Source organism: Streptomyces sp. NRRL F-2664 (assembly GCF_000719345.1).
Classification (GTDB): domain Bacteria; phylum Actinomycetota; class Actinomycetes; order Streptomycetales; family Streptomycetaceae; genus Streptomyces.
The window spans coordinates 28,670-55,202 of the sequence record NZ_JOFX01000029.1; the positions used below are offsets into that span (position 1 = coordinate 28,670).

Genomic DNA, 26,533 nt, shown 5'->3' on the forward strand with positions numbered 1-26,533 from the left:
CCCGCCTACGGCCGGACGGGCGCCAGGCTCGGTTGCGGTGCGTACGCCGGGGTCGGGGCCGGCGGGGTCGGGCGGCGGTCCGCGAGGGGGACGACCGCCGGAGTGGGGGTCGCCTGGCCCAGGAAGACCCGGCGGACCACCCGTTCCGCCGCGTGGCCGTCGTCGTACGAGCAGAAGCGGGCCCGGAAGGCGGAGCGGAGCTGCGCGGAGCGGGAGCCCTGCCAGTGCCCCGTGGTGAAGATGTCCACCAGTTCGTCCTGGGTGCGGGCGATCGCGCCCGGCGGGCACGACCGCAGGTCGAAGTAGGTGCCGCGGGCCGCCTCGTACGCCTCCCAGTCGTCGGCGTGGATCACGATCGGCCGGTCCAGCACCGCGTAGTCGAACATCAGGGACGAGTAGTCCGTGACCAGCGCGTCGGAGGCGAGGCACAGCTCCTCCACCGACGGGTACGAGGAGACGTCCACCAGCCGCGGATGCGGCTCCCAGGTGCGGTCGGCGTCCGCGTACATCAGGTGCGTGCGGACCAGCACCGTGAAGCGGGGGCCCAGGTCCCGCAGGAGCCGCTCGAAGTCCAGGTGGTCCGGCCGGCTGCGGCGGTAGTCGCGGTGGGTGGGGGCGTACAGGATCGCCGTCGAGCCCGCCGGGATCCCCAGCCGCTCGCGCAGCTCCAGCACGTCCGTCCGGGTCGCCCGGTGGAAGACGTCATTGCGCGGAGAGCCGTATTCGAGGGTCGTGTACGAGGCCGGGACCGCCCTCTCCCAGACCAGCGTGGAGTGCCGGTTGGCGGACAGCAGGTAGTCCCACTGGTCGGCGCCGCGCAGCAGGCCGGCGAAGTCCGTGGTCGGGTTCGCCGCCGGGCGGTCCCGAAGGTCCAGGCCGACCCGCTTGAGCGGGGTGCCGTGCTGCGTCTGGAGGAGGACCTGGCCGCGCCGCTTGACCAGCGCCCGGTCGACGTTGACGTTCGTGACCAGGTATGCGGCCCGCGCCAGGGCACTGAAGTACGCCGCCGAGCCGGGCCGCAGCGCCACCGTCTCGCGGGGCAGGGTCGCGGCGTGCGCCGGGTCGCAGATCCACACCGTCCGCATGCGCGGCGCCAGTTCCCGCAGCTTGGCCTCGATCGCCGCCGGATTGCAGGCGTAGCCGCCGTGCCAGTACGCCGAGAAGACCGCGAGCTCCGGGCGCAGCGGCAGCAGCCGCTGGACCCGGTAGTGCAGCCGCAGCGCCGCCTCCCGCAGGCCCCGGCCCAGCGCCCACCCGGCCCGGCCCAGTGCCGACCCCGCCGCGCGCAGCACCGACAGCAGCCGGTAGCAGCGCCGGGCGCCCAGCCGCATCAGGGCGTGCCGGATCCGGTCGGTCCGCGACAGGGACAGCGGCAGCGAACTCCGGCCGCCCGGGGCGCGGTAGCGGCGCAGCAGGGCGGAGGCCCGGGCGAAGAACTCGGCCCGCCCGGCGCGCGGGAGGCGGTGCCTGTCGGCGTAGACGGTGCAGAAGTGCTCGGCCATCCGGCGGTGCACGGTCGAGCGCCAGCGCTCCAGTTCGGGCCGGCCGGCGAGGTAGCCGAACACCCGGTCGTACTGGTCGAAGATCTCCAGGTGGCGGGTGGTGCGGGTGGTCAGGATCGACCCCGTGCGCCGTTGGCGGTAGTGCACGCACACCCGGTCCAGGACCGCCACCGACTCCGCGGCCAGCAGCGCGGGGTAGGTCCAGGGGGTGTCCTCGTACAGGCCGGGCGGGAAGGCGAGGCCCTCGCGCTCCACGTATTCGCGGCGGTACGCCTTGTTCCACACCACCATCGGCATGGCGAGGAGGGCCGGCCGGTCGGCCAGGCGGAAACTGGCCGGGCCGTCCTCGGAGAGCCGGTGCGCGAGCCGGTTGCGCACGAGCTCCCCGGACCAGTGGGCGCGCGCGTAGTCGTAGACCAGCACGTCGGGGGAGCCGGTGTCCTTCAGCCGGTCGGTGATGGCCTGCAGGGCGCCGGGTGCGAGCGTGTCGTCGCCGTCGAGGAAGACCAGGTAGTCGCCGGTGGCCCGGGCCAGGCCGGCGTTGCGCGCCGGGCCCGGCCCGAGGTGGTGCGCCAGGTGCACCGCGGTCACGCGGGGGTCGCGGGCCGCGTACTCGTCGATGATCGCACCGCAGGCGTCGGGGGAGGCGTCGTCGACGGCGATCAGTTCCAGGTCCGGGTAGGACTGCGTCAGGACCGAGTCCAGACTGTCCCCGAGATAGGCCTGGACCTTGTACGCGGGCACGATGACGCTGAACCGGGGCACGGCACATCCAGGGGTCGGCGCGGGCATTTTCGCCCAGGAACCCCCGGCGTGGCGATCGGGTTACGCCGTGTGTGGCATTCGGGTCACACCGCCTCGACACCCCACGCCGGCCGCGCGGTCGATGCGGTCACTTCACCGCTCCGGCCATCACCCCCGTCACGAACTGCCGCTGGAACGCGAAGAACACGACGAGGGGGACCACCATCGACAGGAACGCGCCGGGCGCGAGCACGTCGATGTTGTTCCCGAACTGCCGTACCTGCTGCTGGAGCGCGACCGTGATCGGAGGATCGGCCGAGTCGGCGAAGACCAGCGCCACGAGCATGTCGTTCCACACCCACAGGAACTGGAAGATGCCCAGCGAGGCGATCGCCGGGCCGCCCAGCGGCAGCACCACCCGCGTGAACAGCCGCAGTTCACCCGCCCCGTCCAGGCGTGCCGCCTCCAGCAGCTCGCGCGGGATCTCGGCGAAGAAGTTGCGCAGCAGGAACACGGCGAAGGGCAGCCCGAAGGCGGTGTGGAAGAGCACCACGCCCGCCGTGGTCTCGAACAGGCCGATGGTCCCGAAGAGTTCCGACACCGGGATCAGAGCCACCTGCACAGGCACGACGAGCAGTCCGACGACGACGAGGAACAGCCAGTCCCGGCCGGGGAACTCCAGCCAGGCGAAGGCGTAGCCGGCGAACGCGCCCAGGGCCAGCACCAGAAGCGTCGCCGGTAGCGCGATCGCGAACGTGTTCAGGATCGAGCCGGTGATCGCGTCGTTGGCCAGCAACCGCTCGTAGTTGTCGGCGGTCAGCCGCGAGGGAGCGGTGAACACCTGCCACCAGCCGCCGTCGTTCAGGTCGGTCGGGGAGAAGAGGGAGGACAGCAGCAGCCCCAGGGTGGGCAGCAGCCAGAAGAGCGCCGCGGCGACGAGGAAGACGCGCACGGCCCCGCCGGCCAGGCCGCCGGCGGCGCGCCCGGCCCACGTCCTCGCGCCGGAACGGCTCATCGGGCCCCCTCCTTCCGCAGGCGGCGGATGTTCACGAGCATCACCGGAACCACCAGCACCAGCAGCAGTACGGCGATGGCGCTGCCCAGACCCGGATCGGCGTCGGTGCCGAAGGAAGTCCGGTAGAGCTGGAGCGCGAGCACGTTCGCGTCGTCCTGGACCGCGCCCGGCGCGATCACGAAGACCAGGTCGAAGATCTTCATGACGTTGATGACGAGGGTGACGAGCACGACCACCAGCAGGGGCGCCAGCAGCGGGACGGTGATCCGCCGGAACACCTGCCACTCGTTCGCCCCGTCCACCCGCGCCGCCTCCAGCAGCTCGCGCGGTACGGCCGCCAGCCCGGCCCCGATCAGCACCATCGCGAAACCGGCCCACATCCACACGTACGCCCCGATCACCGCGGGGGTGACGAGCGCCGGGCCGAGCCACTCCACCCCGCCGTAGGCCTCCCGGAAGTTGGCCGCCGGCAGCCGCAGCAGCGCCCCGTCGGCCTTCGCGGACAGGGTGAAGGTGCCGTCGGCGCGGGCCGTCGCCGTGTCGACCACCCGGCCGTCCCTGACCGCCTCGATCCGCATCCCGGCGAAGCCCTGTTCGCTCGGGTCGACCACGTTCGTGGTGCCGCCTCCGCCGCGGGTGAAGTCCTGCCAGACGGTGCCGGTGACCTTCCCCGGCACGGCCTGCGCGGCGCCCGCCGGGCGGGTCCCCTCCGGCAGGGCCTGCGGGGCCACCCCGACCAGCGGGAGCAGCACCGGGCTGCCCGCGCGGACCGGCTCGCGGGTCGTGAAGGCGCCGCCGCCCGCGTCCGCCAGCGGGGAGTCGCGGCCCGGCCGGGCCTTGGGGAAGGCCGAGGACGGCGCGAAGGTGTCGTGGACGCCGACCCAGACCGCGTTGGCGACGCCCCGGTCGGGGTCGTGGTCGTAGACGAGCCGGAAGATGATGCCGGCCGCCAGCATCGAGATCGCCATCGGCATGAACACCAGCAGCTTGAACGCCGTTCCCCAGCGCACCCGTTCGGTGAGCACCGCGAAGATCAGCCCGAGCGCCGTGGCGGTGGCCGGGGCCAGCACCACCCACACCGCCGTGTTCTGCAGGGCGGTGCGGATGCCGTCGTCGGTGAGGATCTCCCGGTAGTTGCCGCCGCCGACGAACACCTCGCCGGAGCGGTCGAAGAAGCTGCGGTAGACCGAGTAGCCGATCGGATGCACGACGAGCGCGCCGAGCAGGACGAGCGCCGGCAGCAGGAACGCGGCAGCCACCAGACGGCGGCGCCGTGCCTCGGCGGACGGACCGGGTGCGGCGCCGTGTGCGCGGGAGGGTCCGGGCGCGGGGGAGCGGCCGTGCGCGGCGGGGGCCGTCACGGGATCAATTCCCGTAGGCCTTGGCCGCGTCCGCCTCCAGTTTCGCCTGGGTGCCCGCCACGTCCGACGGGTTCGCCAGGAAGTCCTGCAGCGCCTTCCACTCACCCGCACCAGGGGTCCCGCCGAAGGCCGCCGGGGCCTGGTCGGACATGTCGAAGCGGAAGTCGTCGCCCGCCGCGATCAGGGCCTTGGCGATGCCCCGCTGGATGTCGTTCGGGTAGGACGCCGGGTCGACCGACTTGTTCGGCGAGAGGAAGCCGCCCTCGCGGGCCTGGATCTGCGGTGCGTCCGCCGACGCCAGGAAGGTCAGCAGCGCCTGCGCGCCCTTGGAGGGCTTCAGCGCGACGGCCACGTCACCGCCGGACACCACGGGCGCCTTCGCGCCGACCGCCGGGAAGGGGAAGACCAGCGCGTCCTCGCCGATCTTCGCCTGCGTCTGCGCGATGTTCACCGCCACGAAGTCACCCTCGAAGACCATCGCGGCCGCCGGCCGGTCGCCGCCGGTGAAGGTCTGCGTCACCGACTTGGGGAACTCGGTGGCCAGCGCGCCGCTCGTACCGCCCGCCAGGAAGTCCTTGCGTCCGAACAGCTCGGCGAGCGTGGTCAGGGCCTGCTTGACGCTGTCGTCCGTCCACTTGATCTCGTGCTTGGCCAACCGGTCGTACTTCTCCGGACCCGACTGGGAGAGGTAGACGTTCTCGAACCAGTCCGTGAGGGTCCAGCCGTCCGCGCCCGCGACCGAGACCGCAGGCGTGCCCGACGCCGACAGGGTGTCCGCCGCGGCGATCAGTTCCTTCCAGGTCGTGGGCGGCTTCACTCCGGCCGCCTCGAACGCCTTCGCGTTGTACCAGATCAGCGACTTGTTGGCGGCCTTGTAGTAGACGCCGTACTGGGTGCCGCCGACCGCGCCCAGCGACTTCCAGCCCGCCGAGTAGTTCTTGTCGAGCTGCGCCTGCGCCTCGGGGCCCACCGGCTGCGCCCACTTGTTCTGCACGGCCGAGACGAGCGCGCCCACCTGCGGCAGCAGCGCGACGTCCGGCGGGGCGCCCCCGGCGATCTTCGTGCCGAGGAACGTGACGATCGGGTCCTGCGCCGGGACGAAGGTGACGGTCGCTCCCGTCCGCTTCTCGAACTCCCTGAGGACCTTGGTGAAGTTCTCCTGCTCGGGGCCCGTCCAGACCGCCGCGACCTGGAGCTTCTCCCCGTCCAGCCGCGGTAACTCCACCCCGGGCGCGGCCGTGCCGCCCTGCGGTGGCGACGCCGGCCCGCCGCCGTCGCCGCCGCACGCGGTGAGCGCCAGCGCGCCCGCGGCGGCCAGCGCCGCCCACTGCAGATACGTACGGCCCGTTCCGTGCTTGCGCATGGCTCTGCCCCCGATACCCGTGGTGTGTCCCGGACCACAAGGTCTACGCCGACGCGCGCGGAGCCGCAATACCGCGTCACCGGGACGGGCAGGGCCTCAGCGGGCGTCCTGGGGTGCCGGCGGGAACAGCACCGGTATCGCCGAGACCAGGTGCGCGGCCCGGTCCAGGGCGCTGGCCAGCAGCGCGAGGTCGGTCGGGCCGTTGCCGAGTTCGCGCACGGGGCGGCGGGCCGGCGGATCACCCATCCGCTCCCATTCCACCGGAACCACCGTCGGCCGCAGGGTCGCCGTCCGCGGGATCCGCCCGGTCACCCGGCCCGCCTGGAACGGCACCGTACGGCCGTCCGCGAAACGCAGCACGCCGCGGCCGGGACCCGGCTGGTCCGGGGCCTCCAGCTCCACCCGCAGGGCCGCCAACCGGGCCGGGCCCGTGTCGGCCGTGCGGTCCGGGCGGGAGGTGCTCGCCACCAGGTGCACGCCGAGCCGGGCGCCGTCCCGGGCCACCGCCTCCAGCGCCCGCACCACCGAGCCGGCCGCGGGGCGGCCCGCACTGCCCAGGCCGGGCGCCACCAAGGCGTCGAGGTCGTCCACCAGCACCACCAGGCGGGGCAGCGGGCTCGGCCCGACCGGATCGGTACGGGTGGCCGCGGCGCGCAGGCGCAGTGTCCCCGTCCGTACGGGCTCGTCGTGGCCCGGCGGGCCGCCTGCCGGGCCGTCGCCGCGGACCTCGCCCGGGGCGGGCCGGCGGGGCGCGACCATCCGGCCGGACACCTCGCGCTGCGCGTGCCACTCGGCGAAGGGGACGCCGTCCAGCAGCTCGGCGCGCCGCTTGAGCTCCGCGCCCAGTGCCTGCGCGAACTCCCGCATGCGCAGCGGATCCGAGGCGACCAGGTGGGCGGAGACGTGCGGGAGCTCGGTGCAGGGCAGCAGCCCCTCCCCGCGCTCCCCGCCGGCGCCGTCGAGGAGGACCAGCCCGAGCCGGTCCGGGCGGGCGCCCGCGGCCAGCGACGCGGCCACCGAGCGCAGCAGCTCGGTCCGGCCGCTGCCCGCGGGCCCCTCCACGATCAGGTGCGGGCCGTCGTGGACCAGTTCCGTGCCGACGGGACCGCGCCGTCCGGCGCCCAGCACGACCTCCGCCAGGCCGCCCCGGCCCTGCCCCTGGTCGGTGGCGGCCGCCCAACGGGCCATCAGGGACGCCGGGGTGGCCCGGGCCAGCCCGAGCTCGTCCAGCAGCCGTGCCGTTGCGGGCAGTGCGGCGGCCGTGGGACGGCTCGTCCCCCCGGCGCCGCCGTCGGTGGGCCGCAGCGGAGCCAGGGCCCGGGCGAACCGCTCCGCCCAGGCGGCGGAGACGGCGTCGGACACGGCGGTGCCGCCGGTCGGGACCGGCCGGCCACCGCGGACCGCGAAGGTGCGTACGGCCGTGGCCACGTCCCCGCTGAGCAGGGCGACCGCACCGCAGTCCCGGAAGGCGGGGGTGGCTGCGCAAGCCGCCTCGTACGTCTCGGCGACCGGGGAGGCGGGGGTGGCGGCCGGGGCCTCGGCCAGGGCCAGGACGTGGATCCCGGCGGCCGGGCCGTGCGAGGCGAGCCGGCCGGTGAGGTCGCGCAGCGCACCGGTCCCCGGGTCGCCGTCGAGGACCAGGAGCGTGTAGGGGCCCGGGTGGGCTTCCGCGGCCTCGCGGACCTGTTCGGCGGACGCGCTCGCCCAGTGCGCGCCGAGCGGGCCGTCGTCGAGGCGCCGGGTCAGCTCCGCCGTACGGGCGGTGGCCTGGTCGCGGTCGTACGCGAGGAGCAGCCGGCAGTCCTGGCCGTGCCCGGGCCGCACGTGGGGCAGCCAGCCCAGCCAGCCCCAGTCGCGCCGCCGGTCGGCGAGCGGCCGGGCCCGGTCGGCGCACACGAGCACGATCTCCAGCTGCCCGGGCGCGTGCAGCCCCGCGAGCTGCGCCACCACCCACCGGGCGGCCCCCGACAGCCGGGCCCGCGGGCCGGCGAGGCCCAGGGCGCCGACGGCGGGCAGCGACACCCGGCTCCCCGCGCCCAGCCCGATCTCCAGCAGCGCGGCCCGGTCGGCCCGCGGGGACGTACGGGACCACAGGCGGCCGGTCGGCCCGATCGCGGCCAGCAGCAGCGCGGCCGGGTCGTCGGGGTGGGGTGCGGCGGCGGTGGTGACGGCCTCCGGCGCGGCCTGTTCGACGTCCTCGCCGCGCACCCACTTGCGGGCCCACGCGCCGAGGCCGCCCCGGCGGCGGCCGGATCCGGGCGGGGCGCCCGCCTCCGGGCCGGCCGGGCCGGAGGCACCGGGGAAGCCGGTGACGCCCGGGGCGGCCGCTCCGGCCGGCCCGTACGGCTCGGCGGCCGGGGCGGCAGCGGGGTCGGCGGACGGCAGGTGCGGGGCCGGCCCGCCGCCGTACGGACCGGTGCCGCTGCCGGCCGGGCCGCGGGCGCCCGCCGCCGTGCCCGGGCCGACGCCGAAGGCGCCCGCGGGGCCGGGGGCGCCGGAGCCGGGCGGGACGGGCGCACCGGGCACGGCCGGTGCCACCGGCGCTGCGGCTGCTGCGGGCGCGGGAAGGGCCAGGTGGCCCTCCTGGTCCGGGACCACCGGCAGTACCGGCGGGTGCGCGGGCGCCAGCCGCAGGGTGGACTCGCCGACCCGCAGCAGGGCCCCCGCGGGCAGGGCGACCGGCTGGTCGCCGACCGGGGCGCCGTCGAGGGTGGTGCCGTTGGTGGAGCCCAGGTCGGCGACGGCCACCCGCCCCTCGTGGATTACGGTCACGGCGCAGTGCATCCGCGACACGTCCGGGTCGTCCAGCGGGACGTCGGCGTCGCCGGACCGGCCGATCCTGATCCGCCCGTCGTGCAGCAGGTGCACCCCGCCGGCATCCGGCCCGGCCACGACGTGCAGCTGGGGTGCGCCGAGGCCGTCCTCGGGGAGTACGTCCGGCAGTGGGGCGTTCAGCGCCAGCACGGCACCGTCCACGAGCGGCGGCTCGCCCAGTACCCGGCGCTGCAGGTCCAGGCGTTCCGATCCGGCGTAGAGCACCACCGTGCCGCCCGTGTCGGGGCCGCCGACGGTGGCCGCGAGTCCGGAGGCGACCGCGGCCAGCGCGGTGCCGGCGGGCGCGGTGACGAGCACGTCACAGCTCGCGGGGGCGGTGGCGGCCGGGTGGCCGCCGCGCGACCCGAGGACGGTCAGCCGGATCTGCATCGCCGTCAGCGGTCCCTTCTGCGCGGTGCGCGGTGTGTGCGCCCGGCAGGGGTCCCGTGACACGGCTGTCCGCTCGCCCCCCGCCCGGCACGGACGCGTCGTCCGGTCAGGTCTGCCCGGAAGGCGGGGCTCCCGTCCCGTGCCGTTCCGTACGGGTGCATCCTCGCACCTGTCGCGGCCAACACGCCCGGCACCCGGCAAAGAATGATCTTGATCTGTCGCGGGCCGGGCCGGGGTCCGGCCGGATCCGGACACCGACTGGGGGAAAGTACGGGAAAATCGCCTCCGGCATACCCCGAAAACGTCACCCTCCGTACATATGTGCGGCAACCAACCTCGGCGGACCGGCGTCTTCCGGGGGGACACCCCCTAGAGTGGGCCGGAAAACCCACTCGACGGACGACCACAGCAGACGACAGCAGGGGAGCGCGAGACGTGCGGCCAGTCGGCAGTAAATACCTGCTCGAGGAGCCGCTCGGGCGCGGCGCCACGGGCACCGTCTGGCGTGCCCGCCAGAGGGAGACCGCCGGCGCCGAGGCGGCCGTCGCGGGGCAGCCCGGCGAAACCGTGGCCATCAAGGTCCTCAAGGAGGAGCTGGCCCAGGACGCCGACATCGTCATGCGCTTCCTGCGGGAGCGCTCGGTCCTGCTGCGCCTGACGCACCCCAACATCGTGCGCACCCGCGACCTCGTCGTCGAGGGCGACCTCCTCGCCCTCGTCATGGACCTGGTCGACGGCCCCGACCTGCACCGGTACCTGCGCGAGAACGGCCCCTTCACGCCGGTCGCCGCCAGCCTGCTGACCGCCCAGATCGCCGACGCGCTCGCCTCCAGCCACGCCGACGGCGTGGTGCACCGCGACCTGAAGCCGGCCAACGTGCTGCTCGACGAGCGCGGCGGCCGGATGACGCCGATGCTCACCGACTTCGGCATCGCCCGCCTCGCCGACTCCCCGGGCCTGACCCGCACGCACGAGTTCGTGGGCACTCCGGCCTACGTCGCACCCGAGTCCGCCGAGGGCCGCCCGCAGACCTCCGCCGTCGACATCTACGGCGCCGGCATCCTGCTCTACGAGCTGCTCACAGGCCGCCCGCCGTTCGCCGGGGGAACCGCCCTCGAAGTGCTCCACCGCCACCTCAGCGAGGAGCCGCAGCGCCCCTCGACCGTGCCCGAGCCGCTGTGGACGGTCATCGAACGCTGCCTGCGCAAGGAGCCGAACGAGCGCCCCAGCGCCGCGAACCTGGCCCGCGGCCTGCGCGTGGTCGCCGCCGGCATCGGCGTGCACTCCACGTCCGCCGAGGTGGAGGCCGCGCTCGGCGTGGGCGCCCTCCTCGCCCCCGACCCGTCGCCGGCCCCCGTGCCCGAGACCCCCGGGGCCGCGGACCCCACCCAGGTACTGCCGTCGGGCGCCGGCTCCCCGTCGGGCGCCTATGACCCGAACGCCATGACCAGCGTCATGCCGCCGGTCGGCGCCGCCGACGCCACCTCCGTGCTGCCCATGGGGTCTCCCCGGCCCGGAGGTCAGGGGCAAACCGCGGGCTCCGACGCCGACCCGACCTCCGTCATGCCGCCCGTGCAGCAGCCGGACGCCCCGCACCCGTGGCAGACGCAGATGCGGGCCGCCCGCGACCGCAACGAGCAGACGCAAGTCCAGTACCTCGGCCCCGAGGACGACCCGCTGCGCCGCCGCCCGCAGCGCCAGGCGCCTCCGCCGCCGCAGCACCGGCCCCAGCAGCCCCAGCAGTACCGGCAGGGACCGCCGCAGCAGTACCAGCAGTCGCAACAGCCGCAGCAGCCCCAGTACCGCCGGCCGCAGCCGCCGCCGCAGTACGCGCCGCCGCCCCCGCAGCACTACCAGCCGCAGCAGCGCCAGCCGCAGCAGTACCAGCAGCCCCCGCAGCAGCAGCCGCAGTACCGGCAGCCCCAGCAGCCGCAGCAGGCCCCGCCGCAGCCCCCGGCTCCCCGTGAGCCGCGCGAGCCGCGCCGCCGCAGCGCCAACCCGGTGCGGATCCCCGGCCTCGGCTGCCTCAAGGGCTGCCTGGTGCTGATCCTGGTGTTCTTCGTGGCCGGGTGGCTCGTCTGGGAGCTGACCCCCCTCCAGGAGTGGATCGGCACCGGCCGCGGCTGGTGGGACCAGGTGTGGACCTGGGGCAGCGACGCCGTCGACTGGGTCACCTCCGTCGGCGACTCGGCGGGCTCCTCCGGTTCCTCCGCGCCCTGACGCAGGCCCGCGTAGCGCCGACTTCGTGGATTTGTCGACATCCGGGGCGTGATTTCGCCCGCAGAAGTGAAGGTCGTCGCGAATCGGGCCCCCTGCCGGCCTCGTAAGCCCCCGCGGCCGCGTAGCTTTGGGGCGTACGCCAGCCACTGAGGGAGCAGTCGTGGCACGGAAAATCGGCAGCCGGTACACCGCGCACCAGATCCTGGGGCGCGGCAGCGCGGGCACGGTGTGGCTGGGCGAGGGGCCTGACGGGCCCGTCGCCGTCAAACTGCTGCGCGAGGACCTCGCGTCCGACCAGGAGCTGGTCGGACGCTTCGTGCAGGAGCGCAGCGCCCTGCTCGGCCTGGAGCACCCGCACGTCGTCTCCGTCCGCGACCTCGTCGTGGACGGCAACGACCTCGCCCTCGTGATGGACCTCGTACGCGGCACCGACCTGCGCACGCGGCTGGACCGCGAGCGTCGGCTGGCCCCCGAGGCCGCCGTCGCGATCGTCGCGGACGTCGCCGACGCGCTGGCCGCGGCGCACGCGGCCGGCGTCGTCCACCGGGACGTCAAACCCGAGAACGTCCTGCTGGACATGCAGGGCCCGCTCGGCCCGGGCGGTTCGCACCCCGCCCTGTTGACCGACTTCGGCGTCGCCAAGCTGATCGACTCGCCGCGGCGGGCCGCCGCCGGCCGGGCCACGGCCCCGACGACCCGCATCATCGGCACCCCGGACTACCTGGCGCCGGAGATCGTGGAGGGCCTGCCCCCGCGGGCGGCCGTGGACATATACGCCCTGGCCACCGTCCTGTACGAGCTCCTGGCCGGCTTCACCCCCTTCGGCGGCGGCCACCCGGGCGCGGTGCTGCGCAGGCACGTGACGGAGACGGTCGTACCGCTGCCAGGGATCCCCGACGAGCTGTGGCAGCTGATGGTGCAGTGCCTGGCCAAGGCGCCGGCCTCACGGCTGCGGGCCTCGGAGCTGTCGGTCCGGCTGCGGGACCTGCTGCCGATGCTGGCCGGGATGCCGCCGCTGGACGTGGACGAGCCGGACGACGCGGAGCCGGAGCCGGCAGCCGCGGAGGAACAGTCCGCCGACCCGGTGCGGCGGCGGGGCGTGGTGCCGCTGGTGCCGGGGTCGGCGACCGACTCCAACCGGGACACCCACACCTCGATGCGGGTGCCGGGTCCGGACGAGCTGGCCGGCGGGGCGCTGGGCACGGCCCGCGTACCGAGGCCCGCCGGCGGCCACCGGCCCGGCTCGGCCCGGCACCGGGCCGAAGCCGCCCGCAAGCGGCGCCTGACCTTGTCCGCGGCCGCCGTCGCCCTGGCGGCCGCGGTCGGCCTGGGCAGCTGGCTGGCCCTCTCCGGGGGCGACGAGCCGGAACCCCGGCAGGACAACAAGCAGTCGGGCACCCGCCACCCGTAGCCGTCGGTGCGCCGCCGGGGTTCGAGGGCTCCGCCCCCGAACCCCGTTCCTCGACCGCCGGACGGGCCGGACGATCAGGGCGGAGCCCGGGAAGCCCCGCGCAGCGGACGCGCCACCCGGCCCGGGAGGAAACAGGTCCCTAGGCCGCGACCAGTTCGGGGTGCCAGCGCCGTGCCACGGCCGGGTGGGCGCGGACCCAGCCCTTCAGCTCGTTGCGGCCGTATTCGGCGTGCAGCGGGTTCGACGCGTCGTGCGCGACCCCGGGCGCCGAGCGCAGGTAGTCGCCCGGCACGGTCTCCACCACCGCGTCCAGCCGCGGGTTGTAGAAGAACGGCACCGAGAACCGCTCCACCGCCCCCGGCGGGCTGACCACCCGGTGGTCGGTCGCCGTCAGGTAGCCCTCGGTCGCGATCTCCAGCAGCTCGCCCAGGTTGACGACGAACGCCCCCGGCATCGGCGGCACGTCGACGTAGCCGCCGTGGCGGACGACCTGGAGGCCGCCCACCGAGTCCTGCAGCAGCAGGGTGAGGAAGCCGTAGTCCTTGTGCGCGCCGACGCCCTGGTCGGCGCCGGACGGGGCCGACCCCGGGTAGCGGATCAGCTTGGTGTGAAGGTGCGGGCGGTCGGCGAAGGCCGCGTCGAAGAAGTCGGCCGGCGCGCCGATCGACACCAGGATCTCCCGGAGCAGGCGGTGCGCCACCGCCGCCAGGCGCGACTGCCAGTCGAGGACCACCGTACGGAGCTCCGGGAGCGCGGCGGGCCACTGGTTGGGCCCTTCCAGCCACAGGTACGCCGGGTCGTCCGGGCCCACCTCCGGAGCCGGCCGCTCGGCGCCGACGTCGAGCTGGTCGCGCCAGTCGGAGGCGCCGCCGGTCAGCTCGTGGCCGATCCGGGTGTAGCCGCGGAAGTGCGGGGAGTTCAGATTGCTCACGGCCAGCCGGTCGGCTTCCGGCAGGGCGAAGAAGGCCCTGGTCAGCTCCAGGATCCGGGCGCTCTCGGCGGCTGTCACACCATGCCCGGTCAGGTGGAGGAAGCCGGTGTCCCGGGCGGCTGCGTGCAGGTTCTTGAGGAAGTCGGCCCGCTGGGCCGGGTCGTCGGCCTGCGAGAGGTCCAGGACGGGGAGAGGGTGCGCGGACGGCATGACGGCTCCGTTTCGGATGTCACGGGGTCCTGTTCCCCAGAGGTGGCGGGGGCCGCGGGTGGGGTGGGGCCGCCGGCAGGGTTGGCGCCGGAGCCGCTCGGGCCGCGTACAGGACCAAGTCGGATCGGGGTGGATCAGGCTTGGGTGAGGTCCGGCGGCAGACAGCTCGTCGTCGTGACGCGCATGTAGTCCACATGGCGGCGCTTGACGAGGAGAAGGGTCATACGGTGAGCGTACGCCCGTCCGAGCCGTCATCAGAACGGGTGATCCGGCCTGCCCGGACGGGCTTGCCCGAGGACCGGCTACGCTGGACCCGTGGCAGTCGTCGATGTTTCCGAAGAGCTGAAGTCCCTCTCCTCGACCATGGGGTCGATCGAGGCCGTCCTGGACCTCGACAAGCTGAGGGCAGATATCGCCGTGCTCGAGGAGCAGGCCGCCGCGCCGTCCCTGTGGGATGACCCGGAAGCCGCCCAGAAGATCACGAGCAAGCTTTCCCACCTCCAGGCGGAGGTCCGCAAGGCCGAGACCCTGCGCGGACGCATCGACGACCTCGGGGTGCTGTTCGAGCTCGCCCAGGAGATGGACGACGCGGACACCCTCGCCGAGGCGGAGGCCGAGCTGGCCTCCGTCCGCAAGGCGCTGGACGAGATGGAGGTCCGGACCCTGCTCTCCGGCGAGTACGCCGAGCGCGAGGCCCTGGTCAACATCCGTGCCGAGGCCGGCGGCGTCGACGCCTCCGACTTCGCCGAGCGCCTCCAGCGCATGTACCTGCGCTGGGCCGAGCGCCACGGCTACTCCACCGAGATCTACGAGACCTCGTACGCGGAAGAGGCCGGCATCAAGTCGACCACCTTCGTCGTCAAGGCCCCGTACGCCTACGGCACCCTCTCCGTCGAGCAGGGCACCCACCGCCTCGTGCGCATCTCGCCCTTCGACAACCAGGGCCGGCGCCAGACCTCCTTCGCGGGTGTCGAGGTGCTCCCGGTCGTCGAGACCAGCGACCACGTCGAGATCGACGAGTCCGAGCTGCGCGTCGACGTCTACCGCGCCTCCGGCCCCGGCGGCCAGGGCGTCAACACCACCGACTCGGCCGTGCGCATCACGCACATCCCGACCGGCATCGTCGTCTCCTGCCAGAACGAGCGCTCGCAGATCCAGAACAAGGCCAGCGCCATGAACGTCCTCCAGGCCAAGCTGCTGGAGCGGCGCCGCCAGGAGGAGCAGGCCAGGATGGACGCCCTGAAGGACGGCGGCAGCTCCTGGGGCAACCAGATGCGCTCCTACGTCCTGCACCCGTACCAGATGGTCAAGGACCTGCGCACGGAGTTCGAGGTCGGCAACCCGCAGGCGGTCCTCGACGGTGAGATCGACGGCTTCCTGGAGGCCGGAATCCGCTGGCGCAAGCAGCAGGAGCAGAGCGCGTAGCACGCTCCTGCCCGAGATCGCGGAAAGGGCCCGGACACCTGAGGTGTCCGGGCCCTTTCGCTGCATGTGATCGGTACGCGGCGCGGGCACCGACGAGCACCGGCACCGCGAGCCCGTCCGGGCACGGCTCCGCTAGGCGGTCTGCTGTGCCACCAGCACCAGTGCTGCCACAAGGACCACCATGAGCACGATGAGGGCCATGGGGTTCAGGCCGGAGAAGGGGCCCTCCTGCTGGAGGCGCTCCCGGTTCGCCCGGCACACCGGGCAGCGGCCCTGGCTGACGGGAGCGGCGCAGTTCGCGCACACGAGCCGGTCATATGTCATGCGCTCCTCCTCTCGTCCCCTCGGTCTTCCTGCCGCCTACTACTGCCTACAACGGCGCGGGGAACCGGACCGTTCCCCCTACCACTGTGCCAGCTCCGCCGACATTCGGCGCGGCCCGTCCGGGCAATCGCGGTCCGGACCCTCCAGCACGACGGGATAAAGCGGACAACTCCGGATGCCGGGTCCCCACCTCGCGCCCGTTCGCGTATGGTCACGCACACCTACTCCCGGCGACCGTGGTGCACCCGTGATCCGATTCGACAGCGTCTCCAAGTCCTACCCGAAGCAGAGCCGTCCCGCACTCAGAGAAGTCTCCCTCGACATCGCGAAGGGCGAGTTCGTCTTCCTCGTCGGCTCCTCCGGTTCCGGCAAGTCCACGTTCCTGCGGCTCATCCTGCGCGAGGAGCGGGCGAGCCACGGCCAGGTGCACGTCCTGGGCAAGGACCTCGCCAAACTCTCCAACTGGAAGGTCCCGCAGATGCGGCGCCAGTTGGGGACGGTGTTCCAGGACTTCCGCCTGCTGCCCAACAAGACGGTGGCCGAGAACGTGGCCTTCGCCCAGGAGGTCATCGGCAAGCCCCGGGGCGAGATCCGCAAGGCCGTCCCGCAGGTCCTGGAGCTCGTCGGCCTCGGCGGCAAGGAGGACCGCATGCCCGGCGAACTCTCCGGCGGTGAGCAGCAGCGCGTGGCCATCGCCCGCGCCTTCGTCAACCGCCCCGCCCTGCTGATCGCGGACGAGCCCACCGGCAACCTCGACCCGCAGACCTCCGTCGGGATCATGAAACTGCTGGACCGGATCAACCGGACCGGCACCACCGTGATCATGGCGACGCACGACCAGCAGATCGTCGACCAGATGCGCAAGCGCGTCATCGAACTCGAACAGGGCCGACTCGTACGCGACCAGTCGCGCGGCGTCTACGGCTACCAGCACTGAAAGGCCCTTGAGAGTCATGCGCGCCCAGTTCGTCATGTCCGAGATCGGCGTCGGCCTCCGCCGCAATCTCACCATGACCTTCGCGGTCATCATCTCCGTGGCCCTGTCCCTGGCCCTGTTCGGCGGCTCCCTGCTCATGAGCGAGCAGGTCGGCAGGATGAAGGGCTACTGGTACGACAAGGCCAACGTCTCGATCTACCTCTGCAACAAGCAGGACGCCCAGGAGGCCGGCGAGGCCGCCGCCAACACCGCGGGAGGCGGCGGAGGCGTCGCCACCTGCCGCAAGGGCGCCGTGACCGACGAGCAGAAGAAGCAAATCGAGTCCGAGCTCAAGGCGATGTCCCTGGTCAAGTCGGTGGCCTACGAGTCGGCCGACGAGGCGTACAAGCACTACCAGGAGCAGTACGGCCACACCGCGCTGGCCTCCTCCATCACCCCCGACCAGATGCAGGAATCCTTCCGGGTGAAGCTCAAGAACCCGGAGAAGTACAAGGTGGTCACCTCCGCCTTCGCGGGCCGGGACGGCATCCACACCGTCGACGACCAGCGCCAGGCGATCGACGACCTCTTCCGGATCCTCAACTACCTCAACATGGCGGCCATCGCCATCATGCTGATCATGCTGATCGTGGCGCTGCTCCTGATCGTCAACACGGTGCGCGTCTCCGCCTTCAGCCGCAGGCGTGAGACGGGGATCATGCGGCTGGTGGGTGCCTCCAGCTTCTACATCCAGGTCCCCTTCATCATGGAGGCCGCCGTCGCCGGGCTCATCGGCGCGCTCTTCGCCTGCGTCATGCTCGTCTCCGGCCAGTACTTCGTGATCGACCACGGTGTCGGCCTGCGCGACAAGATCCAGCTCATCGACTTCATGGGCTGGGGATCGGTGCTGGCCAAGCTCCCGTACGTGCTGTTCATCGGCCTCCTGATGCCCTCCATGGCCGCCTTCATCGCTCTGCGCAAGTACCTGAAGGTGTGACGAGCGCCCCGCACGCGGTACGGCCAACCACCCGTACCGGCGCGGGGCTTGTCCTAGACTCGGCGCCATGCCGGGTCTGCCCGCCTTCTGTCTCCGGCCCCGCGACCCACGTCGCGGGGCCGTTCTGACGTTGACGTTCGCCGCCGTCGTCGCCGTCGGTGCGTTCACCGGCTGCTGGGTGCCCGAGGACGGCGCCGCGGCCACCGGCCGTCCGGACGCCCCCGCGTCCGGGGCCCCGCGGGCCGAGGGCACGGCCGACCGCGAGGCGGTCGCCCGCGCCGCCGCCGAGGCGGTCGCCGAGGGCAAGTCCGGCAAGAAGGCCGCCCAGGAAGTGGTCAGCCGCAGCGGCGACCGCTGGGGCACGGTCTACGACCGCGGCGAGTACGCCGCCTTCGCAGAGGGCCTCGACGGGCACTGGACCGGGGTCGGGGTCTGGGCCGCGCGCGCCCACGACGGCGTGATCACCCTCGACGAGGTCCAGCCCGGCAGCCCCGCCGCCCGCGCCGGCCTGCGCGCCGGGGACCGCCTGCTCAGCGTCGACGGGCACCCCGTCACCGGGCTGGCCGTCGCCGACGTGGTCGCGCTGCTCCGCGGCACCGCCGGCACCCCCGTCGTGCTGAACCTCAGCCGGGGCGGCGCCGACCTCACCGAGACCGTCCTGCGCCAGCAGCTGCGCACCGAGCCGGTCACGGTGCGGCAGCTCGCGGGCGACGTCACCGTCATCAAGGTCAGCTCCTTCACCCGGGGCTCCGGCGAACGGGTGAAGGCGGCCGTCCGCGCGGCCCCGCCCGGCGGCGGGGTCATGCTCGACCTGCGCGGCAACCGGGGCGGGCTGGTCGACGAGGCCGTCACGGCCGCCTCCGCCTTCCTGGACGGGGGGCTCGTGGCGACCTACGACGTACGGGGCGAGCAGCGCGTGCTGAACGCGGCCCCGGGCGGGGACACCACCCGGCCGCTGGTGGCCCTCGTCGACGGCGGCACGATGAGCGCCGCCGAGCTGGTGACCGGCGCGCTGCAGGACCGGGGCCGCGCGGTGGCGGTGGGCAGCAGGACCTTCGGCAAGGGCTCGGTGCAGATGCCCACCGAGCTCCCGGACGGCTCGGTGGCCGAGCTGACCGTGGGCACCTACCGCACACCGGCGGGCCGCAGCCTCGACGGCGCGGGCATCACCCCGGACGTACCGGCGGGCGACCGGGCCGAGGACCGGGCCGTCACGGTATTGGGTGGCCTCGGGGTGGGTCGGTAGTGCGAAAATGACCGCACTATGGCTAAGGAAAAAGGGCGCAAGCTGATCGCCCAGAACAAGAAGGCGCGGCACGACTACGCGATCCTCGACACCTACGAGTGCGGTCTCGTGCTCACGGGCACCGAGGTCAAGTCCCTGCGCCAGGGCCGGGCCTCGCTGGTGGACGGCTTCGTGTCGGTGGAGAGCCGGGAGGCCTGGCTCTACAACGTGCACGTGCCGGAGTACAGCCAGGGCACCTGGACGAACCACAGCGCCCGGCGCAAGCGCAAGCTCCTCATGCACCGCGAGGAGATCGACAAGCTGGAGCGCAAGGCCGACGAGTCGGGTCACACGATCGTGCCCCTGTCGCTGTACTTCAAGGACGGCCGGGCGAAGGTCGAGATCGCGCTGGCGAGGGGCAAGAAGGAGTACGACAAGCGGCAGACGATGCGGGAGAAGCAGGACACCCGCGAGACGAACCGGGTGATCTCGGCCATCCGCCGCAAACAGCGCGGCACGGTTTAATCACCTGGCACGCGGTGGTCCACTTCGCGTACCATGGCGTCAGCACCCGCCGCTCGCGGTGGGGGCAGCTTGAAAACACAACATGGGGATGATCGGTTTCGACAGCGGATGTCGATGCAGGGGAAGCGAGCCGAGGAAGCGGCAATGATCTCGCTAACCACATGTCGCAAAAAATAATCGCCAACTCCAAGAGCGATAACTCCCGCTTCACCCTCGCTGCCTAATAACAGTGAGCTGAAGCCTCTGTGAGGAGCGTCAGCCCGGAAGTGGTCCCGGTCCGGATCCTGGCGTCAACAAGGGATCTAAACCTCTAGCCCCGGTCACGGGGGTTGGAGGGAAATCAAACAGTGACTGAGCCCGTCGGAGACTTGTCCGTGTGATCTCCGGGGCCGAGAAAAGCGCAGCGGACTGCGCTCGGAGAAGCCCTGCTTCTGCACCGTTGGACGCGGGTTCGATTCCCGCCATCTCCACTCATCCCATGTGGGCGAGGGCCCCGCAGCCGAGAGGCTGCGGGGCCCTCGGCTTTTCCGCCCCACTCCGCACGGGTCGAGGGGTGGCGAGCCGTCAGTCCGCCTACGGGTAGCGCACCTTGAGAGTGGTGGGAGGCCCCCGGCCGCGCGGCCGGGGGCCCGGGTCATGCCGGAGCGGGGCTCAGCAGAACGGGACCTTGTTGAGGTTCAGGGCGTAGCGGGCGGAGATCCAGCCGGTGCCGTCGGCGAGCTTGTACCAGATCGCATTGCCGTCGACCTTCTGGCCGTTGACCTTGCACTGGAGGGCGACGACCTGGCCGGTCTTGAGCTTGCCCTTCTGCGCGTGCTGGGTGCCGGGGCCGGAGCGGACGCCGAGTCCCTTGCCGGGGCTGACGATCTTGGCCTTGGGCTTCGCCTTCGGCTGCTCGTGGTGGTGGTCCTTGCCGCCGCACTTGCAGTCGCCGGGCTTCCCGGTGTCGCCCTTCGGGCCCTTGGGGCCCTGCGGCCCCGCGGGGCCCGGCCTGCCGGGGTGCCCCTTCGGGCCCTGCGGACCCTGCGGCCCGGGCTTGCCGTGCGGGCCCTTGGGGCCGGCCTCTCCCTTGGGGCCCTGCGGCCCGGGGCGGCCCTGGGGGCCCTGTGGCCCCGGCTCGCCGCGGTCGCCCTTCGGGCCCTGCGGGCCACCGGCCGGGCCCTGGGGTCCGGGCTCGCCGCGGTCGCCCTTGCGGCCGGCCGGGCCGGGGTGGCCCTGCGGGCCGCGATCGCCCTTCGGGCCTGCGGGGCCGCGGTCGCCGGGCTCACCCTTTTCGCCCCGCGGTCCCTGGGGACCGCCGGCCGAGCCCTGCGGACCGGGCTCACCCTGGGGGCCACGGGGCCCCTGGGGACCGCGGGGCCCCTGGGGACCGCGGTCGCCCTTCTCGCCCTTGTCCCCCTTGTCCCCCTTGTCGCCCTTCTCGCCCTTGGGGCCGGGCTTGCCGTGGTGACCCGGCTTGCCGTCGTCGCCCTTGTCGCCCTTGTCGCCCGGGGGGCCGCTCAGCGGGGTGGCGACGGCGAAGAGCGCGGGCGCCTGCGCCCCGGCCGACCACTCGCCGCCGTGCAGGGTGGTGCCCTCCGGTGCGTCCGCGTCCACCCGCAGGGCGACGCCCAGCCGGGTCTGCTCGTTCGACGGGAAGACGAAACCGGCCCGGTCGCCGGCCTCGCACGTCAGCCGGCGGGCGTCGGCGGACCGCGTGCACGGGACGGAGGAGCGCTGCCCGTTCCAGTAGAAGCGGGCCTCGGGGAAGGTCGTACGGTCCGGCGCGACGATCCGGAAGGTGCTGCTGACGGCCTGGTCGGCGCCGTTGGCGGCCGCGATGACGACGCGGCCCGTCCCGCCGGGGGTGATCGAGGGCACGTACGGCTGGAAGAACCGGAGGGTCGACGAGTCGGCGGCCGCCGGCAGGGCCGGCGACAAGCAGGCGGCGGTGACGGCAGCGACGAACAGGGCCGCGGGCACGGAACGGGAAGCAGGCACGGGTAGTTCCTCCGCAAAGGGAAGTGCGCTGGGGGAAGGCACCCCCAGTTATTGCGGATCGGGACCGGCGGCGGTGCGTACCACGCGGGAACGATCACTCGGCCGCCGCATCGGTCGCCCTGCCAGGGCGACCGCGAGCACGACCAGCGCGGCCGTCGCCGGCACCGCGTACGCGCAGACCGGCCCCGCGGCCTCGACGACCCAGCCCCCGCTCGCCGAGCCGACCGCGATGCCCGCGAAGATGGCGGTGACGGCCAGGGTCATGCCCTCGTTGAGCCGGCCCTCCGGGGTGCGGGCGTGGACCTGCGCCATCGCCGTGACCATCGTCGGAGCCGTGGCCATGCCGGCCAGCAGCAGCGCGCAGGACAGGGCCGCCACGGACCCGCCGGCCGCCGCGGCCCAGGGAAGGGTCATCAGGGCGGCCAGCGCGCACACGCAGGCCGCCAGCGAGCGGGCGCGCACGGTGCCGTACAGCAGGCCGGCCGCGCAGGAGCCCGCTGCCTGGAGGCCCAGGACCAGTCCGGCGGCTGCGCCCAGGCCCGCGAGGTCGAGGAAGGCGATGGAGGCGACCTCCATCGAGCCGAAGACCACGCCCATGGCGAGGAACAGCGGCAGCAGCGGCCCCAGGGCCCGCAGCGGGGAGCCGCGGCGCGGCTGCGCCGTCACCGGGGGCTGGGTGGCCCGGCAGGAGGTGAAGACCAGCATGCCGGTAAGCAGCAGGGCCGCGCCCACGAGGGTGCCCGCCTCGGGGAACAGCACGCCGCACAGGAAGGCCGCGAGGACCGGTCCGAGCATGAAGCACAGCTCGTCCGCGGCCTGTTCGAAGGACATCGCCGTATGGTGCGCGGCGGGGGAGTCGCGCAGCAGGTGAGTCCAGCGCGCGCGGGACATGCCGCCGATGTTGGGGGTGGTGGCGGTCGCCGCGTAGGAGGCGAAGAGAGTCCAGGCGGGGGCGCCGGTACGGACGCACACGATCAGGGACAGCGAGCCGAGGACCGCGATCACGGTGGCCGGCACGGCGATCCGCGCCTGGCCGTGGCGGTCGACGAGGCGGGCGGTCCAGGGCCCGACCACCGCCGTGGCCGCCACCCCGGTCGCCGTGACCGCGCCGGCGAGGGCGTACGAGCCGCGCTGGCCCGCGATCATCATGACCGCGCTGACCCCGAACATGCCCATCGGCAGGCGTGCGACGAGGTTCCCGGCGGTGAACCCGCGGGTGCCGGGCAGTGCGAACAGCCGGCGGTAGGGGCCGGGTGCCCGCCCGGCGGCACGGGCGGTCGAGGGGGCGGCGGGAGCGGTGCGGGCGGGAGGCGTGCCGGTGGCGGTGAGGACGAGGGTGCTGCCGGTGACGGTCATGAGGGGCATGGCAACCACCCTCGGCCGCAGCGGCTGCCGCCGTCCAACACCTGTTCCGAGCCCATTCACCCGATCCTGTTGTTAGTCTCCGGGGGTGAATCCCCGTGATGTGGAACCCCGGCTGCTGCGCGGGTTCGTCGCCGTTGCCGAGGAACTGCACTTCACTCGTGCCGCCGCCCGGTTGTACGTCGCCCAGCAGGCGCTCAGCCGCGATGTCCGCCGACTCGAACAGGCCCTTGCGGCGACGCTGTTCGTCCGCACGACCCGGGCCGTGGAACTGACCGCCGACGGGCGGCGCCTGCTGCCGCTGGCCCGGCGCGTGCTGGCCGCCCACCAGGAGCTGGCGGCCGCCTTCGGCGCCGGGGCGCCGGCCGGCGCCGCACCCCGGCCGCTCCTCGTCGATGTGAACACCGACGGGCCCGGCACCGCGCGCACCGTGCTGGAACGCGCCCGTGAACTCGCCCCCGACTGCGAGCTGATGGCCCGGTTCGAGAGCGGGCTCACGCACGCCGCCGCCGAGGTCGCCGCCGGCCGGCTCGACGTCGCCTTCGGCTACGCCGACGGCCTCGACCCCGCGCTGCGGGCACCGCTCGCGCAGCGGCCCGTACGGTACGAGCCGCTCGCCGTGCTGCTGCCCGAGGGGCACGCCCTGGCCGCCCGGGCGTCGGTACCGCTGGACTCCCTGGCCGGGGAGACCGTGTACGCGGGCGCCGGCAACCCGCGGACGCTGGAGTGGACCGGACTCGCACGCGAACTGTTCGCCGGCCGCGGGATCCTCATGGCGCCGCCCGCGCCCGTCGCGATGGGCAAGGAGGAGTTCCGCCGGGTCATGGTCAAGACCGGCAACCCGGTCCTGGCGACCGTGGGCTTCCTGGACATGCCGGGCTGCGTCAAGCTGCCGCTGACCGACCCCGTGCCGCTGTCCCCGCTGTCGATGGTGTGGCGCAGGGGCTTCGCCCACCCCGGCCTGGACGCCCTGCACGCCGCGGCCGCCGGGCTGGCGGCCGAGCGGGGCTGGCTCGACCCGCCGGCCGGCAGCTGGCTGCCGGCACCGCTCACACAGGTCCCCGGCGGCGGGTGAGAGCAAGGTTTCCCGGCGGTCATCCGGCGGGGACCGGGGCCGAAACGAGCCCTTCCTACGGTCGTCACCACGGATGCGACAGCTGTGGAGGCGTGAGATGACCGGTACGACCGCACCGCGCAGGCGGGGCCGTTGGATCGAGCGGTGGGATCCCGAGGACGAGGCCTTCTGGAAGGAGAGCGGGGAGCGGATCGCCCGCCGCAACCTGGTGTACTCGGTGCTTTCCGAGCACATCGGGTTCTCCATCTGGTCCCTGTGGTCGGTGATGGTCCTCTTCATGGGACCCGAGTACGGCATCGACCCGGCCGGGAAGTTCTTCCTCATCGCCACGGCGACGTGCGTCGGCGCCTTCGTGCGCGTGCCGTACACCTTCGCCGTCGCCCGCTTCGGCGGCCGGAACTGGACGGTGGTCAGCGCACTGATGCTGCTCGCCCCGACGGTCGCCGCGATCGTCGTCATGGAGCCGGGGACCTCGTACGGGACCTTCCTGCTCGTCGCCGCCCTCACCGGTGTCGGCGGCGGCAACTTCGCCTCCTCGATGACCAACATCAACGCCTTCTTCCCGCTGCGCAAGAAGGGCTGGGCGCTCGGCCTGAACGCCGGCGGCGGCAACATCGGCGTCCCCGTCGTCCAGCTGGCCGGACTGCTGGTCATCGCCACCGCCGGAGCCGGCCACCCGCGGCTGCTGCTCGGCGCCTACATCCCGCTGATCGTGATCGCGGCCGTTCTGGCCGCCGCACGGATGGACAACCTGGCCCCCGTGCGCAACGACACCGGCGCGGTCCGCGAGGCCCTCAAGGACGCGCACACCTGGATCATGGCGTTCCTGTACGTCGGGACGTTCGGGTCCTTCATCGGCTACAGCTTCGCCTTCGGCCTGGTCCTCCAGACGCAGTTCGGGCGCACCCCGCTCCAGGCCGCCTCGCTGACCTTCGTCGGACCGCTGCTCGGCTCGCTGATCCGGCCCGTGGGCGGGGCACTGGCGGACCGGTACGGCGGGGCGCGGATCACGCTGGGCACGTTCGTGGCGATGGCCGCGGCCACCGGGGTCGTCGTGTTCGCCTCGCAGCGGGCCTCCCTGCCGGTCTTCCTCGTCGGATTCGTGGCCCTGTTCGTCCTCAGCGGCCTGGGCAACGGATCGACGTACAAGATGATCCCGGGCATCTTCCAGGCGAAGGCACTGGCCCGCGGCATGGGCGGCGAGAGCGCCGCGGCGTACGGGCGGCGGCTCTCCGGGGCCTCCATGGGGCTGATCGGAGCGGTCGGCGCGCTCGGCGGGCTGGGCATCAACCTGGTCTTCCGGGAGGCGTTCCGCACCTCCGGATCCGGCACGACGGCCTTCGTCACCTTCCTGGGCTTCTACGCGCTGTGCTGCGCGGTGACGTGGGCGGTATACCTTCGCCGCCCGGTCGCGGTGACCGCCGAAGCCGCCGAGGCCCTGCCGAAACCCCAGCTCACGTCGGTGTAACCGGGGCGAAATACGGGTGAACCGAGTCCGACACGCCGAGTTGGCAGGCTCGGTGCACCCGTACCGCCCCCCATGCGTCAGTAGGCAGGTCACGATGGACGACAGGAACACCGGCCCGCTCGCGGGCTTCACCGTCGGGGTCACCGCCGCCCGGCGCGCGGACGAGCTCATCGCGCTGCTGCGGCGGCGCGGAGCGGCGGTGCTGCACGCGCCGGCCCTGCGGATCGTGCCGCTCGCCGACGATAGCGAACTGCTCGCCGCCACCAAGGACCTGATCGGCTGCCCGCCGGACGTCGTCGTCGCCACCACGGCGATCGGATTCCGCGGATGGGTCGAGGCCGCCGACGGGTGGGGCGTCGGCGAGGCACTCCTGGAGACCCTGCGCGCCACCGAACTCCTCGCGCGCGGACCGAAGGTGAAGGGTGCCATCCGGGCCGCGGGCCTCGTGGAGGAGTGGTCCCCGGAATCGGAGTCGCTGGCCGAGGTACTGGAGCGCCTGCTGGCCGCGGGCGTCGCGGGCCGGCGGATCGCCCTCCAGCTCCACGGGGAACCGCTGCCCGGCTTCGTCGAGGCGCTGCGGGCCGGCGGGGCCGAGGTGGTGGTGGTGCCGGTGTACCGGTGGATGGCACCCGAGGACCTCGCGCCGCTGGACCGGCTGCTGGACGCGGTCGCCGTCGGCGGCGTCGACGCCGTCAGCTTCACCTCCGCCCCGGCGGTGGCGTCGCTGCTGTCCCGCGCCGAGGAGCGGGGCATGCGGGAGGCCGTGCTCGACGCGTTGCGCGGCCGCGTGCTGTCGGCGTGCGTCGGACCGGTGACCGCGGTGCCGCTGCAGGCGTGCGGCGTGGACACGGTGCAGCCGGAGCGGTTCCGGCTGGGCCCGCTGGTGCAGCTGCTGTGCCGGGAGCTGCCCGGCCGGGCGCGGGTGCTGCCGGTGGCCGGGCACCGGGTGGAGATCCGCGGGCACGCCGTCCTCGTCGACGACGCACTGCGGGCGGTGCCGCCCGCCGGGATGGCCCTGCTGCGGGCCCTGGCCCGGCGGCCCGGCTGGGTGGTGGCCCGCGCGGACCTGCTGCGGGTGCTGCCGGGCGCGGGGCGCGACGAGCACGCGGTCGAGACGGCGATGGCCCGGCTGCGGGCGGCGCTGGGAGCGCCCAACCTCATCCAGACGGTGGTCAAGCGCGGCTACCGGCTGTCCCTGGACGCGGGCGGGGAGGACAAGTACGGGGAGGTCCCGCGCGACGCAGCGGTGACGGCCAGGGGCGCCCTGGGCTAGCG

General features: G+C 73.7%; 19 protein-coding genes and 1 other RNA gene. 11 read left to right on the forward strand and 9 right to left on the reverse strand.

What is annotated here, in order from left to right; all coding sequences use genetic code 11:
- Positions 1-5 precede the first annotated feature (5 nt).
- The 5 genes from IF89_RS0123780 to IF89_RS0123800 form a co-directional block, all read right to left on the reverse strand.
- A complete protein-coding gene (locus IF89_RS0123780; RefSeq protein ID WP_030771625.1) occupies positions 6-2,267 on the reverse strand; it encodes a bifunctional glycosyltransferase/CDP-glycerol:glycerophosphate glycerophosphotransferase in 2,262 nt (753 codons plus the stop codon).
- Between the two features lie 127 nt (positions 2,268-2,394).
- Positions 2,395-3,261: a carbohydrate ABC transporter permease gene (locus IF89_RS0123785; RefSeq protein WP_030771627.1), complete on the reverse strand. Its 867-nt coding sequence runs from the start codon at positions 3,259-3,261 to the stop codon at positions 2,395-2,397.
- Positions 3,258-4,622, reverse strand: a complete 1,365-nt coding sequence (locus tag IF89_RS0123790) for a carbohydrate ABC transporter permease (protein ID WP_107047343.1) — start codon at positions 4,620-4,622, stop codon at positions 3,258-3,260. The genes IF89_RS0123785 and IF89_RS0123790 overlap by 4 nt, the downstream gene beginning before the upstream one ends.
- A 4-nt stretch (positions 4,623-4,626) precedes the next feature.
- The gene (locus IF89_RS0123795; RefSeq protein ID WP_051807495.1) at positions 4,627-5,985 is read right to left on the reverse strand and encodes an ABC transporter substrate-binding protein; all 1,359 of its coding nucleotides are present in this window, start codon (positions 5,983-5,985) and stop codon (positions 4,627-4,629) included.
- 96 nt (positions 5,986-6,081) lie between these two features.
- Positions 6,082-9,189 carry an FHA domain-containing protein gene (locus tag IF89_RS0123800; protein ID WP_030771634.1) on the reverse strand — a complete coding sequence of 1,036 codons (3,108 nt, stop codon included), beginning with the start codon at positions 9,187-9,189 and terminating at the stop codon, positions 6,082-6,084.
- 435 nt (positions 9,190-9,624) lie between these two features.
- Between IF89_RS0123800 and IF89_RS0123810 the strand changes: the two genes are divergently transcribed.
- Positions 9,625-11,409 carry a serine/threonine-protein kinase gene (locus IF89_RS0123810; RefSeq protein WP_030771637.1) on the forward strand — a complete coding sequence of 595 codons (1,785 nt, stop codon included), beginning with the start codon at positions 9,625-9,627 and terminating at the stop codon, positions 11,407-11,409.
- 160 nt (positions 11,410-11,569) lie between these two features.
- Positions 11,570-12,820, forward strand: a complete 1,251-nt coding sequence (locus IF89_RS0123815) for a serine/threonine-protein kinase (RefSeq protein ID WP_030771638.1) — start codon at positions 11,570-11,572, stop codon at positions 12,818-12,820.
- 139 nt (positions 12,821-12,959) lie between these two features.
- On the opposite strand, the gene IF89_RS0123820 is transcribed toward IF89_RS0123815, so the two are convergent.
- A complete protein-coding gene (locus IF89_RS0123820) occupies positions 12,960-13,961 on the reverse strand; it encodes an isopenicillin N synthase family dioxygenase (RefSeq protein ID WP_030771641.1) in 1,002 nt (333 codons plus the stop codon).
- 315 nt (positions 13,962-14,276) lie between these two features.
- On the opposite strand from IF89_RS0123820, the gene prfB reads away from it, so the two are divergent.
- Complete coding sequence (prfB, locus tag IF89_RS0123830) at positions 14,277-15,386, forward strand: peptide chain release factor 2 (RefSeq protein WP_030771644.1); 1,110 nt, start codon at positions 14,277-14,279, stop codon at positions 15,384-15,386.
- Between the two features lie 132 nt (positions 15,387-15,518).
- On the opposite strand, the gene IF89_RS0123835 is transcribed toward prfB, so the two are convergent.
- On the reverse strand, positions 15,519-15,710 hold the full coding sequence (locus IF89_RS0123835) for a hypothetical protein (RefSeq protein WP_030771646.1): 192 nt from the start codon (positions 15,708-15,710) through the stop codon (positions 15,519-15,521).
- 247 nt (positions 15,711-15,957) lie between these two features.
- Here IF89_RS0123835 and ftsE point away from each other — a divergent pair, with 247 nt between their 5' ends.
- From ftsE to ssrA, 5 genes are all read left to right on the forward strand, one after another.
- Positions 15,958-16,647, forward strand: a complete 690-nt coding sequence (gene ftsE, locus IF89_RS0123840) for a cell division ATP-binding protein FtsE (RefSeq protein WP_030771648.1) — start codon at positions 15,958-15,960, stop codon at positions 16,645-16,647.
- Positions 16,648-16,663: 16 nt separating this feature from the next.
- Positions 16,664-17,623 (forward strand): permease-like cell division protein FtsX, encoded by a 960-nt coding sequence (gene ftsX, locus IF89_RS0123845; RefSeq protein ID WP_030771651.1) that lies wholly within the window; start codon positions 16,664-16,666, stop codon positions 17,621-17,623.
- A 67-nt stretch (positions 17,624-17,690) separates the two neighbouring features.
- Positions 17,691-18,869 carry a S41 family peptidase gene (locus tag IF89_RS0123850; protein WP_030771654.1) on the forward strand — a complete coding sequence of 393 codons (1,179 nt, stop codon included), beginning with the start codon at positions 17,691-17,693 and terminating at the stop codon, positions 18,867-18,869.
- A gap of 18 nt (positions 18,870-18,887) precedes the next feature.
- Positions 18,888-19,373 (forward strand): SsrA-binding protein SmpB, encoded by a 486-nt coding sequence (gene smpB, locus IF89_RS0123855; protein ID WP_030771657.1) that lies wholly within the window; start codon positions 18,888-18,890, stop codon positions 19,371-19,373.
- Between the two features lie 84 nt (positions 19,374-19,457).
- Positions 19,458-19,846: a transfer-messenger RNA gene (ssrA, locus tag IF89_RS41520) on the forward strand.
- A gap of 178 nt (positions 19,847-20,024) precedes the next feature.
- Here ssrA and IF89_RS49090 read toward each other — a convergent pair.
- On the reverse strand, positions 20,025-21,353 hold the full coding sequence (locus tag IF89_RS49090) for an SH3 domain-containing protein (protein WP_158717910.1): 1,329 nt from the start codon (positions 21,351-21,353) through the stop codon (positions 20,025-20,027).
- A 48-nt stretch (positions 21,354-21,401) separates the two neighbouring features.
- Positions 21,402-22,709 carry an MFS transporter gene (locus IF89_RS0123865; protein ID WP_051807508.1) on the reverse strand — a complete coding sequence of 436 codons (1,308 nt, stop codon included), beginning with the start codon at positions 22,707-22,709 and terminating at the stop codon, positions 21,402-21,404.
- Between the two features lie 94 nt (positions 22,710-22,803).
- Between IF89_RS0123865 and IF89_RS0123870 the strand changes: the two genes are divergently transcribed.
- The 3 genes from IF89_RS0123870 (at position 22,804) to IF89_RS0123880 (ending at position 26,531) form a co-directional block, all read left to right on the forward strand.
- Entirely contained in the window at positions 22,804-23,790 is a 987-nt protein-coding gene (locus IF89_RS0123870; protein WP_030771669.1) for a LysR family transcriptional regulator, read from the forward strand.
- A gap of 97 nt (positions 23,791-23,887) precedes the next feature.
- The gene (locus tag IF89_RS0123875; protein ID WP_030771672.1) at positions 23,888-25,258 is read left to right on the forward strand and encodes a nitrate/nitrite transporter; all 1,371 of its coding nucleotides are present in this window, start codon (positions 23,888-23,890) and stop codon (positions 25,256-25,258) included.
- 94 nt (positions 25,259-25,352) lie between these two features.
- Positions 25,353-26,531 carry a uroporphyrinogen-III synthase gene (locus IF89_RS0123880; RefSeq protein ID WP_043194318.1) on the forward strand — a complete coding sequence of 393 codons (1,179 nt, stop codon included), beginning with the start codon at positions 25,353-25,355 and terminating at the stop codon, positions 26,529-26,531.
- The last annotated feature ends 2 nt before the right edge of the window (positions 26,532-26,533 follow it).

Coding starts and splice junctions, on each gene's coding strand:
- IF89_RS0123785 (WP_030771627.1), bottom strand. CDS start 3,261: ATGAGCCGTTCCGGCGCGAGGACGTGGGCCGGGCGCGCCGCCGGCGGC.
- IF89_RS0123795 (WP_051807495.1), bottom strand. CDS start 5,985: ATGCGCAAGCACGGAACGGGCCGTACGTATCTGCAGTGGGCGGCGCTG.
- IF89_RS0123800 (WP_030771634.1), bottom strand. CDS start 9,189: ATGCAGATCCGGCTGACCGTCCTCGGGTCGCGCGGCGGCCACCCGGCC.
- IF89_RS0123820 (WP_030771641.1), bottom strand. CDS start 13,961: ATGCCGTCCGCGCACCCTCTCCCCGTCCTGGACCTCTCGCAGGCCGAC.
- IF89_RS0123835 (WP_030771646.1), bottom strand. CDS start 15,710: ATGACATATGACCGGCTCGTGTGCGCGAACTGCGCCGCTCCCGTCAGC.
- ftsX (WP_030771651.1), top strand. CDS start 16,664: ATGCGCGCCCAGTTCGTCATGTCCGAGATCGGCGTCGGCCTCCGCCGC.
- IF89_RS0123850 (WP_030771654.1), top strand. CDS start 17,691: ATGCCGGGTCTGCCCGCCTTCTGTCTCCGGCCCCGCGACCCACGTCGC.
- smpB (WP_030771657.1), top strand. CDS start 18,888: ATGGCTAAGGAAAAAGGGCGCAAGCTGATCGCCCAGAACAAGAAGGCG.
- IF89_RS0123865 (WP_051807508.1), bottom strand. CDS start 22,709: ATGACCGTCACCGGCAGCACCCTCGTCCTCACCGCCACCGGCACGCCT.
- IF89_RS0123875 (WP_030771672.1), top strand. CDS start 23,888: ATGACCGGTACGACCGCACCGCGCAGGCGGGGCCGTTGGATCGAGCGG.
- IF89_RS0123880 (WP_043194318.1), top strand. CDS start 25,353: ATGGACGACAGGAACACCGGCCCGCTCGCGGGCTTCACCGTCGGGGTC.